Origin of the sequence: Methylorubrum zatmanii (genome assembly GCF_014845115.1) — a bacterium.
GTDB lineage: Bacteria > Pseudomonadota > Alphaproteobacteria > Rhizobiales > Beijerinckiaceae > Methylobacterium > Methylobacterium zatmanii.
Window position 1 is genome coordinate 1 of the sequence record NZ_NKUI01000141.1, and the last position, 12,727, is coordinate 12,727.

The window sequence follows — 12,727 nt, forward strand, 5'->3', positions numbered from 1 at the left end:
ATGGGCGGGAGGGCGCGCGCTCACTGGAGCCCCGCCGCCGGCGTCGCCTCTGCCGGTGTCCCCAGGCGATAGAGGCGCGACAGCGTCCGCGCCCAAGTTCTTCCGTCCGTGGCGAAGACGTCCGAGGTGAGGGTGGGGCGCCCGGAAGCGATGGTCGGGTGGCCGAAGGAGACGCCGGCAAGCACCCGCGTCCGGCCGCTCAGAAAACTCCAGGATTCCATGAGCGGCGCCCGCGCCATCTCCTCCGGAGCCGGTCCGCCTTGCTCCAGCGCCTCCAGCGCGTCGGCGAGGTCGCGCAGCCGGTCGCAGAGCCGCCGCTCGTCGGGGGTGACGGGCATCTCGGGATCGAGGCCGAGCGCGCGGGCGAACCGCCCGCTGTCGAGGGAAGCGACGAAGGGATCCTGGGCGGCCACCTCGATGGCGGCGAGAAGGAGCATGCCCTGGCGCACCGTTCCGGCCAGCGGATGGCCCGCCGCGACGGCGTGCGTCTCGGATCGCGTCGGCGCGGGCAGGGCCACGGGCAGGAACCGGCAGCCGTCACCGGCGCCGGCGCGGCGGAGGAGGGGGCGCATCGTCTGTTCGAAGCGCGTGGCGTCCGGGCCTCCTCCGGCCCGTCCGGCCCCGAGCAGCCAGACCGGGGCGGCGGATCCGGGCTCCGGCCCCACGCCGGAAGCCTGATCCGCCGCCGCCCGTCCCGAGATCACCTGTTCCCCGCACTGGCCGAGGGCGAAGGCTGCGAGGCGCTCCTCCATGGCGCCCGGACCGACAACGACCACCGACAAGGCCGCCGCCTCGCGCAAGCTGCGGTAGGGGAGCCAGGAGAGCGGAAGGTCCAGGACGACGTCCCGCGCCGTCGCCTGCGCCTGCCTGATCAGATCCTCCGGATCGTCGAAGGTGACGAGGTCGCCGGGTTCGGCCTCGACGACGCACAGGGCCTCTGGCATCGTCTCCGGGATCCGGGCAAGGCCCTGTCCCCGCTCGGTGATCCTCAGCAACGTGGCGGGCCGTGCGGCGGTGGTCAGGGCGTGGGCCGCCGCGAGGGCGGCATGGGTCGCGGCCGAACGGCCATCGGCCCCGTAGAAGGCGTAGAGCATGGAGCAGTCCCATCCCGAGAGAGCGGAGCGGGCCACGGATGCCGGCGATGGAGTGGGACCACGCGCGGACGGGCGAGCTCAAGCAACGAGATGGAACTATACCACGGGTGTAATATTTTATCACGAGCAAAGCAAGCCGCCGCTCGACTTATCCTCAGCCAACGTCGAAGCGCTGGAGCCCGGCGCCCCCCTTCCGGGCGTTGTGTGCCAAGCGGCTCGCGAGTTGCTCGGCCTGACGCAGCTTGAGTTCTCGAAACTCTCGGACGTGAGCAAGAAAACGATAAATGATTTCGAGAACCAGAAGGTGGAGCCCCGAAGCCGCGTGGTCCGCGCCTTACGCGAAGCCCTGGAGAACCGTGGGGCGCGCTTCTACCGAAGTGGCGAAGCGATTGGCGTTCTGGTCAGCAGGCCGCACGTGAAGCGCGATGACGCGGAGGATGGCACCGGGCGAGGCTAAACAGCTTGGTTCCGCGAAGAGATCTTGCCTCTACATGTGGGTACGTTTCTACCGGCATCGGCTTGCGGTGGTCGAGCAACAGGGCTGGACGTCACGGGATCGCTCGCATCCAGCCGTTGCCCACGGTTCCCCAGGGAAGCGGGTGTCAACCGTCGGACCTGGAGAACCAGGCTCGGCGCCCTGGCAAGACCATCGCTTCCAAGATGCGGCCTCGCCCCGCTCAAGCCAGCCCCCCGCTATTGCGGGCGCCTGAGGTCGAGAACGACCCACCCGAGGATCGCTGCCGTGAGGGTTGCGATCACGGGCATCGCGACGCCATCGTGCCCCGGCCGAGCGTCTCAGGCGCCGACCAGACGAAACTGCGGCTCGCCGGCTGACCTGCCCGTTAGGCGCGATGCGCAGCGGGTCTGGTTCCGGCCGCATGCCTTGGCTTCGTAGAGGGCGGCATCGGCCAAGCCGTAGAGGTCGGCGTCGGTTATCCCGGTCGCCAGCCCGATGCTGACCGTGACGGCGCCTGGCGCGATGCCGGCCGAGGCGATTGCCAGTCCCGACACCTGGGCGTGCACCCTCTCGGCGACGCGCCGCGCGCCCGCAGCGTCGGTGTTCGGCAAGAGCAGCACGAACTCCTCGCCGCCGACCCGACAGGCGAGGTCGCCGGGCCGGGGCACGGCAGCCTTGAGGCAGCCGGCCAAGCCCTTGAGCACCTCGTCACCCACAGCGTGGCCGTAACGGTCGTTGTAGCGCTTGAAATGGTCGGCATCGACGACGAGCAGCGACAGCGGGTTGCCCGTGCGTCGGGCGTCCTCGCAAGCCCGGGCGAGGACCTGCTCGAACCGGCGGCGGTTCGCAAGGCCGGTCAGCGCGTCGGTGCGCGAGAGGCGGGCCATCTCGGCGTGCATCTCCGCGCGGCGGCGGAGCTCGCGGCCGAACAGCAGCGACAGCGTGACCGTCAGCCCGCACAGCACGAGTACGACGGCGGCGATACCGAGCGCCTTCGTCCGCCATGCGGCCTCGACCTCGGCGGTGGCGACGGCGACGTTGAGGACGAGGGGTAGGTCGCCGACCCGCGTGAAGGCGTAATGGCGCTCGACGCCGTCCCGGACCGAGGTGCCGACGAAGGCGCCGCCGCCCTCGCGCACGAACCGGTCGAAGTTCCGGGTGCCGGCGATGTTCACGCCGATGTCGGCCTCGACGTAGGGATGGCGCACGACGCGCGTGCCGTCCTGCATGTAGAGGTTGATCGCACCCTCATGACCGAGGCTGATCCGGTCGAACAGCCGGGTGAAGTACGATAGCTTGAGCGTACCAAGCGCAACGCCGCCGAACGAGCCATCGGGGTTGGCGATGCGGCGGCTGAACGGCAGCATGCGCTCCCCGGTCAGGCGCGAGATCAGCGGTCGGCCGATATGGAGGCCGACGTCCGAGCGCGCCTTGTGGACCTGGAAGTAGTCGCGGTCGGCGTAATTGCCCTTGCGCGGAGGGACGGCGCCCGCATCGGCCGCGACGTCACCGTCGGCGTCGATGACCAGCATGACCCCGAGGTCCTTGGCGGTGGCGGCCCGGTCGAACAGGATGAGTTGGCGCAGCTTGGGGCCGGCCCCCGCCGCCTCGGGCGCACGCAGGTTCTCGACCGCCGCCTGCAGGGACAGGTCGATGAGCTCGACGTTGCGGGCAATGTCACGCTCGATGACCTGCAGTAGGTTCTTCGAGGTTTGCTCGGCCTTGTCCCAGGCGTCACGGCGCACCTCCAGCAGCAGGAGCCCTGACGTGACCAGCATGCCGACGGGCGCCAGCACGCTGAGCGCGACCCAGTTGCGGCCGGACCGGAGGATGCGCGGGAGGCGCCGAGGCAGGATCATCGCGCGGCGTTCCCCGGCTGCGTTGTCGTCGCTTCGATCCTGACACGCCGAGACCTAACGGGTCTTTGCGAGTGCGGAAGGGTTGTCCGGCCCGCCCACGCCTGACGGACGGGCTCGCCGAGGCAATCGGCCGCGCGAGCCTCGACCTGCTCGTCACCGACGAGACGCCCCCCCCGGGTCCTGCGCTAACCGCGAGCCTGACGTTCGATCACCCGGCTGCCGGTCAGCGGCGTCGTGAGCGCTGCCTCACCGCTCCTTGTACCCGTGAGATGAAGAACGCGGGGACGGCGAAATAGGAAGCCGAGCCAGGTGCCGCGGATGAGCCGCTCGAAGAGAAGAGGCAGTACGACGGCGACGCTCATCACGGCGAGCGAGGCCAATCCGACATCCTCGATCACGCCCGTCTTCACGATCAGGCTGCGCCAGGCGGCCATTGGCAGGAAGAAGGCAAGATAGATCACGATGGAGCGCTTCCCGCAGGTACGCAGCGCCCCCGTCACGACGCCTCCCGCTTCGGCCAGCAAGCTGGCAAGTGCGACAATCGCCAGCGCGCCCGCGAATCCGGCCGCGAGACCCACCCCCGGCAGGCTCGCGAGGGTCGGGTGGTCCGGGATGCCCGACGGCGTGAAGGCGAGCCAGCCCTCGGCCAACGCCCAGGCCCCAAGGCTTGCAAGCGCCAGCCGCCGGTAGCGCCGCACGGCATCGGAGAAGGCAAAGATCTGGTCGGCCAGGAGGTAGCCGCCGACGAAGTAGACGTAGCGGGCGCAGAACTCCTCAACGAGGAAGGAGGAGGTTTGGACCGGCATGATCTGCAACAGCGCGGCGGTCCCGAGAAGCGCCGGGCCAGGCAAAGGCCGCAGCAACTTCGTCACGATCGAGAACACGGCGAGGAGATAGATGAACCACAGCGTTGAGTAGGGCTCGACGAGGGCGAGGGCAAGGTGAGCCAGGAAGGCCGGGATGCCCCCATCCCCGGCGACGGTCTCGTACTTCAACGCCGACTGAAGCAGCAGCCAGAGCAGGTAGAAGTAGGCGAAGTGGATTATGCGCCGGTCGGCGAAGCGGCGCCAGTCACGGTCCAGCACCCGTCCGACGAACAGACCCGAGAGCAGGAAGAAGTCCGGGATCCGGAACGGCTTGGCGAAGGCGACGACCGGGTGCAGGAAGCCCTCCCCACCCATCGCCTCGCCGGTGCCGAGGGTCGAGTGCATCATCACCACGAGCAAGATGCAGATGCCCTTTGCCACGTCGACCCAGGCGTATCGGAGCTCCTCCTCCGCTTGAGTTCTCGCCCGCCCGCCCACGATCCGTCCCCGTATCCCAGCCCGGGGCCGAGTTTCGCCGGAGCCGGTTAAGCGAGCGGCAGCACCGGCGCGCGACCGTCCATGATGGACAACGGAACTTGAACGAAGCCGCGGCCGCGGTACCAGCGCACGTTCGCCGATGCGCCGACCAGCCCCCCCGGACGAACTGCCCTGCGTCCCGTGGCGCGTTGCGAAGCCGCGTCGAACCCGTTCCGGCGCGCTCCAGCGGTGTCCACGGCTTGCGCCCGAGGCCGCCCGGAGGCGGCACAACTTCAACCGATAAGGGCCGGGAAAGCGCAGCCGGGGTTGCCGCCGGCGCCCGGCGTGGTGTCATCGCACCGCTCTCCCGCGCCACCGTCACCAGGCCGGTCGGGCAAACGCGCGCTCGGCCACCGGGACATCGTACCTCGCTCCGGCACGCTCAACGTCTCACGCCATACGGTCGCCCGCCACGGACGGCCGTCAATCCCAGATCCCGCGCAACCGTACTTTCTACGGTGTGTGCCGGCCTCGCTGCGTTCCATATAGGCCGCTCGCGGAGTGGGGGCTGACGTTGGGCGAAGACCGGCCGGACGAGTATCACGTCTACCTGAGACACGACGACGTCATCTATTTCCTGGCGGCGGACGGGACGTTCGTGTCGGACCTCGAAGGCGGTCGCGCTTTCGAGAGGATCGAGGACGCGTTCGAGGTGATCAACGCCATGACGGATGGGCGCGATCTCCCGAGGGAGCATGAACCCGGAGTGGTTCGGAACGCGCACCGCTTCTACGGGCCACGCGCCCGAGGCTGAGGGCAGGCGAACCCGCACGCAGCAGGGAGGGGGAGACCTGACCGGCATTTGGACCGGGCGGACCGAGGCTACCGCGTGGCGGCGGTTCTGGGTGGCCGACAGGCGACATCCGGGAAGCACATGGGTGCGGGCAGGAGGTCGTCCAAGGACGAGGGCGCCGAGCCCGTACCAGCGGCCCGCCACGTGTCGCACGCTGAGCGCCCCCCGGGCCGAGACATCGTCAGCGCAGGCCGATCCTCAAGCAGGCGACCCGCCTGAAGCGCAGGCTGAACTGCCTGAGCAGTCTGTACGGCAGCAGGACCGTGTTGCCCGCCGGGCGCCGGACAAAGGCCCCGGGCAGACCGACCTGCGCTGTCGCCACCATGCGGTCGCCGATCCTAACACATAAGCACGGCGCAACAGCCCCTTCTGGCGCCTCATCAACAGGAAGAAGCGCTCGGTGGATGTGCCGCCGTGGACGCGGCTGCTATAATAAGCGTCCTGCAACTCCTCACAGCTCGGCCCGGCTCGGGTCTCCGTGTAAGAACAAGGTCGCGCGCGGAACCGGCGTGCCTGACCGAGCCGGAACGTGACACCATGGCCGCGGAATGGCCCCTCAAGGATTAAGCGACCAATCCTTGAAGGTTCATTCATCCCGCCCGGACGCGGGCGTGGCCCGGCCGATGGCAAGCAAAGGAAAAGAGGTTCAATCCTTTCACCAGCTCAACTCCAGTCAATCCTTGACGCATGACAACGGTCGAGCGGAAAGACCGGGGAGACTTGGAACATCACCTTCGGCGTCCGAACCTGCGATACTTTGGCCAGCGTATTTTGCTGTTGACGGACCGGCCCCGCGTCTGGAATCGATACGCGCGGCACAAGCCACATCAGGAGGAGATCGGGACATGACCGCATCGAACTGCCGCGCCTGCTCGCGCGAGCCGCCGCAGGCGGGCTGAGGCACGCGGTCCTGCCAGACCGCGCGCCTCGTCAGAGCCATCCCCCCTTCAGGGCCATCACGCTCACGACAGCGCCCTAAGGGATATCCAGGATCGACGTCGGCCGGCTTCGCCGGCCGGGGGTCCCGTGCGCTCCTCGCATATCGATCGCACAGTCGATTCCGGGCCGCAAGCCCGCTTCGCGCCCCCATCGGTCCATCACCGACCCGCAACGGCACGTCCGGCTCGCCGGACGCGTGCCCGTGTGGGACCGCTATGGAGCGCGATGATGACCAGCCGCACCGAAGGGCAAGGCCCCTCCACCGAAGCCCCGGACGGAAATCCCCGACCCCACCAACTCGATCTTCCGTTCGACCCGACGTCCGGCCGGCCGGGGGTCCCGCGGGACCGGGAGCTCGACACGGCGGGCCCGAACAGGCGCGGCCCGAACGAGCTTGATGCGCCGGTGCGCGCAGGATCCGACGCTCCGGAAGGGCCGGACGACCGTGACCCATCCCTCGACGCGGGACCGTGCCGGGGAGTGGGACCCGGTGAGCGGGACACGATCTACGTCGACCGTCACATCACCCGGCTGGGCGTGCGGGTCCACGGCCGGACCTACTCGTCTCCTGCCGTCGAGGCGGCCCGGATGGCCGGTGAGCGCCGGGTTCGCGTGGCCGTCGACGCAGCTGACCCACGTTGGATCTTCGCGTTGGTCCGCGGCGCCTGGCACCGCGTGCCGTGCGGGGATGCTCCCGCAGGAAAGGCCCCCCTCCGCGGCGGACCACGGGCCACGGCGAGACCGGACGCGGCAAATCGGGCGTTGCCTTCGGCCGGGACGACCAACGTGATCGACCTTGAGGCCGCGCGGCGGAAACGTTCCGCCGCGTCCGAGCCGTCTCCTGCCGGCTCCCGGTGACGGCTTGGCGCTCGCGGCGGCGATGCCTGTACGCCGTGCAGCGAGGGAGGCACCTCGGGCCGGGGAGCCGCGGCTTTGGCCGGCCTGATAGCCGGGACCGCACCGGCTCCTCGGACCCGGCTCGCCGTCCGTCGCCGGTCGCCGCGCACCGTTCGCGGGCGGATCCGGCATAGCGGGCAGGCGCTCGGAAGCCGGGGCGGAGACCGGATCCTCCTGACCCGCCAGGCGCAGCGCGTCGCGAGCCGGAGCCGGTCCGGGGGACGGCCCCGACACGCCGGCGAGGTGGGATTCAGTCAAGCTTAGCCGACCCGGGCTAGCCTGCCGGCGTGTCGGCCCGCCGCGATATGGACGATCACGAGGCAGGGGAGGTGGAAGTTTGCCGTTCTCGCGCGAGGCACCGTTTCGGCTCGGCTTCGCACCCGGGCGCGCTCCTCCCGGTGCGGCACAGCCTTGGGCACCGGTTCGCACGGGCGCGGAAGGCCGAAGCCGCTGGTCCTTCATGCACCGCATCTGGTCGCACCGGATGCAGGGAGACGTCCCCTACGAAAGCCTGCTGGAGGCGGACCTGGTTACCATCCTGTGCGTCGATCCCGAGGTGGATGGCTTCTGGGCGCAGCCGGAGGCGTTTCGCTGGCGGCAGGACGGCAAGGTGCGTCGGTACGTGCCCGACTTCTTGATCCTGACCACCGCCGGCGCGCGCGCGTACCGCGAGGTCAAGCCCCTGCGTCGCCTTCGGAAGGACCCTTCGCTGGGCGGCAGGCGCCCGGCTATCGAAGCGGAAAGCGCGCGGCGCGGGGCGACGTTCGAGACATGGACCGAGAAGGAGATCCGGCGGTCACCGCGCCTTGAGAATGCGCGCGAGATCCTCTGCCACGCCGGACCGGTCTGGGATGAGCCGGCGCTCGCGGCCCTGCGCCGAACCATTCGGGCGGGCACCTGCGCGGGGACCACCGGCGAGCTCCTGCGCTCGGCCGGCCTCGGCCCGGACGCCCTCGGTACGCTGCTCGGGCTCGTTGCCCTCGACGAGTTGCGGATCGACCTCGACCAGCCCCTCTCCCTGCGAAGCCTTCTTGTCGGCCGGAGGACCGCGTGAGCGCCGCCCAAATCGAGCTCCATCCCGGCGCGCACGTGCACGTGCAGCGCGAGGGAGGCCGTCCCGAACTCTGGAAGGTTCTGAAGCGGAAGCGGAAGGGCTGGCTCGTGCAGCTCGGGGACCAGGACGCGGTCACCTGGTCGGACGATCACATCCACGACCTCCGCCTGGACCATGCTGTCGAGCTCTATGCCGCCGACCCCGAGGCCGACGAACACGTGGCCTACTGCCTGTCCAAGGCGTTCGAGGCCTTTCCCGAAGACCTCAAGACCATCGCCCTGCGCCGGGCCGAGTACGTGCGCGAGGTGGATGACTGGCACGGGGCGGGGGAGACGCTGGAGGAGAGCTACGTATGGGCGGCGCTTCACGTTTTCGCGGCTTTCGAGCGTGAATGGCGCGAGGAGGACGTCGCCTACGCGGCGGCGCTCGCGGAGCGGCGGCGCCAGCGGCAGCGCAAGGCTGCCACCGAGCTGAAGCGGCCGAAGAAGGGGCAGCCTCTCGTCGTTCCGAAGCCCCGCACGGTCGAGCTCTGGTACCGGACCTGGATCACGCACGACCGCGACATCCGCGTGCTCCTGCCGGATTTTCGTGGTCGGGGCGACCGGACGCAGCGCTATGCCGAGTGGATCTACGTCGAGATGCGGGCCCATATCGAGAAGTATTACTTGGTCAAGGACCGCCGCCGGCCGCCGCTGACCTACGCGTACGGCAAGTTCGAGGACCATTGTAAAGGCAAGGGCCTCGACGCCGACAAGCCGCGGAGGAAGGGCGAGCCGCGCCCCTATCCCACCTATGCGGCCTTCCGCACCCTCAAGAACGGGATGCTCGACGCGCGGGAGGAGATGCAGGTGCGGGAAGGGGGCCGGAAGGCTTACCTGACGTTCAATGTCTTCCGGAAGACGGATCCCCTCGCCAAGGTGATGGCGGAGGTCGAGTTCGACCATTCGCTGGTCGACCTGATCGTCGTGGACGAGCAGACCGGGCGCGCGATTGGCCGGCCGTGGTTCACGGCCGCGCTCGACCGCGCGTCGAGGATGCTGATCGGGTGCCATCTGTCCTTCGAGGTGCCGAGCTACGCGGCGCTCCAGCGCTGCATGGGGCACGCGTTCTGGCCGAAGGACCTGCGCGGCATCGAGGGGCTGAGCAATCCCTGGCCCTGCGAGGGCATCCCGCAATTCGCGTTCGTGGACAACGGGAAGGAGTTCCGGTCAAAGAGCCTGCGGCGCAGCGAGACGGCGATGAACTTCCGCATCCGCCCCCTTCCGGTCATGGCACCGTGGCTGAAGGGCAAGCTGGAACGGCTGTTCGGGCGCTTCAACGCGCAGGTCTACGCCCATCGCGAGGGCAAGACGTTCCACAGCGCGGTCGCGCGCGGCGACTACAACTCGATCAAGCGGGCCGAGACCACGCTGCCCCAGCTGCGCCGGGACCTGCTCGGCTACATCGTCGATGACTATCATGTCACGCGGCACAGGACGCTGGAGGCGCGGCCGCTCGACGTCTGGAACGACCTCGTCGCGCGCAACGGCGGCATCCGGGCCGTCCCGTCGCACGCCCAGATCATCGAACTCATCGGCCAGGTCCGAGAGCGGCCCATCGGCAACACCGGCATCCACCTGGAAGGCCTCAACTACCATTCCGACCGGCTGACCGCCCTCCGCGAGCGGCGGGGCGGGCGCCAGAAGCTCTACCAGGTCCGGTTCGACCCCTTCGACCTCTGGAGGATCTGGGTCCTCGACGAGGAGACGGGCGAGCACATCCCGGTCGACTGCACCAACCAGGCCATCGCCCGCAACGTGTCGATCTTCGCGGCCGGCCTGCACCTCCAGCAGGCGCGCAGCTCCGGGGCCGGCCGCTTCGTCACCGAGCAGGACATCGTCCTGGCCAAGCAGCGCGTCGAGGAGGAGAGCGACCGCATCCTCGGCAACGGAGGGTCCGTCACGACCGCGGCCAAGGTCGCCCGATATCGCTATCCGAACGGGGAGTATTTCACGCCCGTCGGTCCCCGGAAGGCGGGTCAGCCGGAGCGGGTCAAGGGCACTCCGGCGGCCGAGCCGGTCCCCGCCGCGGTTGCGCCCGTGGCGCCGGATACGCCTTCCGCCCCGGCGCCGACGGCGCCGCCCCCGTCCGCCAGCTCCGCCCACGAGAGCCTGACGGAAGACCTCGACACCCTCATGGACGAATGGAGCCGGGCATGACGCCGACGGACGCGGATATCAACGGTGGTCGACGCACCGCCGCGCGACCCCGGCCTGCCCGAGCAACTGGTCCAAGTCTGGTTCGCCGGGAACCACTCGGACATCGGCGGCAGCTACATCGAGCCCGAGTCCCGCCTGTCCGACATCACGCTGCGGTGGATGATCGAGGAGGCGACGCGCCTCCCGGAGGGCCTCAAGGTGGACGGCCTGGGGGCGCCCGGCGACGCGATGGGGAACCCGAGGCTGCGCCTCTTCCCGCGCAGCGACGGCGTCCAGCATTGCGAGATCGCCGGCATGCGCGACACCATCGAGGAGCGGACCTCGGCCGCCTTCATCCCGGCTTGGCTCCGCCGCCGGGCCCGGGGCAAGAACTGGGAGGAGCAGGACCGCGAGGTACCGCACGACGCCGTCGTCCACCCCACGGTCGATGAGCGCTTTGCCCTGCCGTCCGTCGTGCAGTGCGCCGGGTCGGGGCCCTATCGCCCGGGGGCCCTGGCGAACCACGGCCGCTTCAAGGGCCGCTTCAAGGGCCGCTACGGTGCCGACGAGGCTGGCCAGGCCGTCGGGGCCGAGGCGTCGGGCTGAGGCACGTGGCTCGCTGGCCGGCTGCCCGGCCAAGCTTCAGCAATGCAGCGGGGTCGGCCGGTAACGCCGGCCTTCCACCTTGGCGGGGCGGCAGGCTCGAAGAAGACGATCTCGCCGCAGCGGATGGCGGGCCAGCAGGAGGCCGCGCTCGTCACGGGCCGCATGCCGGGGGCCGGTTGGGCCGTCACGAGACCGGGGCCCCGGACGCCGGGGTCGACGGCTTCATCGAGATGCGCGACGTGGAGACCGGCGAGGTCCGGGCCCGGTTCGTGGCCGCTCAGATCAGGACCGTCCAGCGGCTGGCCGAGGACACCGGCGAGGACTTCCGCTTCCGGCCGGAGGAGCGGGACCGAGACTACGGGCTCAACTCCGATGCCCCGGTGATCCTCGTGGTGGTCCGCCTCGCCAGCGACCGCCTCCGGCGGTGGTCGGTCCGGGCCCACTTCGCCGACCCGGAGCGACGACGCAGCCGCCAGGTGGTCTTCGACCCGGCGGCGGACCTGCTCGCCGGCGACACCGCCGGGCGCCTCGCCGATCTGGTCGCGACCTTCGCCAAGCCGGGCCGGATCGTCCCGTCGTCGCGGGTCGAGGAGACGCTGGACCGGAATCTGCTCCGGGTGGTCCACCCCGAGCACCTCTTCGTCGCGCCGACGGACCTGTCCCGCGGCGACATCCGCGAGGCCTTGCTCCGGCATCGGGCGTACCCGGCCCGGGACCGGATCGGGGACGACGGGTCCCCGGTCAGCTTCCGGGACCTCGACGACCCCTGTCCGAGGACGCCTGCGAGACGGGCGCCATCGACCGCCTCGACGCCGGCGAGTGACACGGGTCCGACGGGGAGGTCACCGAGCGGCGCTTCGTCAAGCGCCTGGGCCGGTGCCCATCCGAGCGCATGGGCGGGCGGCTCTCGTTCCGCAGGGAGCGCCGCCACCTGTTGTTCAAGGCCGATCGGCACCCGGGCATCGAGCGGAGCATCCGGTAGCGCTCCTACCAGGACCAGACCCAACGGAAGGTCGTCTCGGCCCACGGCAAGGGCAGGGACCGCAAGGGCGCGGCCTACTACCGGCACCAAGCCTTCGACCCGCGTTTCCTCCGGTTCGGCGACGACTGGTCCCTCGCCATCGAGCCGACCTGCCCCTTCCCCGGGGCGGGTTCGAGGAGCACCCGTTCGGCTACGGGCGCCTGAGGACGATGAAGAAGGTCAAGTCGTTCGAGACGGACTCGAACGTGCGCGGGCACATCGGGATGTGGCGGAGCGTGCCGACCGAGCGGGGGCCTCCTCGCGCGGGGCGACCCGTTCCTGAGGTTCGAGCTCGTCCCCGGCCTCGTGCACCAGCACGGCGGGAACGATGACCTCCGGATGAGGAGGGAGGACCCGGAGGGGCTGCGGGCCAGGGGCGCCCTCGGCATCGTGACGCATACGTTGCGACGCCTGCTCGCGCGCCACCCCATCCGCTCGAATGCCACGGCAGGATCGCCCGCAAAGCTCCCGGGGCTTCCAGGAAACT

Annotated in this window: 9 protein-coding genes; 6 read left to right on the forward strand and 3 right to left on the reverse strand. The window is 70.0% G+C overall.

Going from position 1 to position 12,727, the window contains the following annotated elements:
* Window positions 1-20 precede the first annotated feature (20 nt).
* Window positions 21-1,094, reverse strand: coding sequence for a hypothetical protein (locus MZTS_RS17070; protein ID WP_012454474.1), 1,074 nt, complete (start codon window positions 1,092-1,094; stop codon window positions 21-23).
* Here MZTS_RS17070 and MZTS_RS17075 point away from each other — a divergent pair.
* The gene (locus MZTS_RS17075) at window positions 1,093-1,551 is read left to right on the forward strand and encodes a helix-turn-helix domain-containing protein (RefSeq protein WP_081435397.1); all 459 of its coding nucleotides are present in this window, start codon (window positions 1,093-1,095) and stop codon (window positions 1,549-1,551) included. The two genes, MZTS_RS17070 and MZTS_RS17075, sit on opposite strands and share 2 nt — an antisense overlap.
* A gap of 338 nt (window positions 1,552-1,889) precedes the next feature.
* Here the strand turns inward: MZTS_RS17075 and MZTS_RS17080 are convergent, their stop codons facing one another.
* Together MZTS_RS17080 and MZTS_RS17085 are read right to left on the reverse strand one after the other, a co-directional pair.
* Window positions 1,890-3,410 carry a sensor domain-containing diguanylate cyclase gene (locus tag MZTS_RS17080; RefSeq protein ID WP_012454476.1) on the reverse strand — a complete coding sequence of 507 codons (1,521 nt, stop codon included), beginning with the start codon at window positions 3,408-3,410 and terminating at the stop codon, window positions 1,890-1,892.
* A gap of 185 nt (window positions 3,411-3,595) precedes the next feature.
* A complete protein-coding gene (locus MZTS_RS17085) occupies window positions 3,596-4,714 on the reverse strand; it encodes an acyltransferase family protein (RefSeq protein ID WP_066918771.1) in 1,119 nt (372 codons plus the stop codon).
* 553 nt (window positions 4,715-5,267) lie between these two features.
* Here MZTS_RS17085 and MZTS_RS17090 point away from each other — a divergent pair.
* From MZTS_RS17090 to MZTS_RS25680, 5 genes are all read left to right on the forward strand, one after another.
* Window positions 5,268-5,507, forward strand: a complete 240-nt coding sequence (locus tag MZTS_RS17090) for a hypothetical protein (protein WP_066918773.1) — start codon at window positions 5,268-5,270, stop codon at window positions 5,505-5,507.
* 2,335 nt (window positions 5,508-7,842) lie between these two features.
* Window positions 7,843-8,436, forward strand: a complete 594-nt coding sequence (locus MZTS_RS17095; protein ID WP_192284749.1) for a hypothetical protein — start codon at window positions 7,843-7,845, stop codon at window positions 8,434-8,436.
* Window positions 8,433-10,634 (forward strand): Mu transposase C-terminal domain-containing protein, encoded by a 2,202-nt coding sequence (locus MZTS_RS25600; RefSeq protein WP_192284750.1) that lies wholly within the window; start codon window positions 8,433-8,435, stop codon window positions 10,632-10,634. The genes MZTS_RS17095 and MZTS_RS25600 overlap by 4 nt, the downstream gene beginning before the upstream one ends.
* Before the next feature lie 24 nt (window positions 10,635-10,658).
* A complete protein-coding gene (locus MZTS_RS17105; RefSeq protein WP_378739313.1) occupies window positions 10,659-11,219 on the forward strand; it encodes a phospholipase effector Tle1 domain-containing protein in 561 nt (186 codons plus the stop codon).
* 230 nt (window positions 11,220-11,449) lie between these two features.
* Window positions 11,450-12,523 carry a DUF4365 domain-containing protein gene (locus MZTS_RS25680; RefSeq protein ID WP_200671505.1) on the forward strand — a complete coding sequence of 358 codons (1,074 nt, stop codon included), beginning with the start codon at window positions 11,450-11,452 and terminating at the stop codon, window positions 12,521-12,523.
* Window positions 12,524-12,727 lie beyond the last annotated feature (204 nt).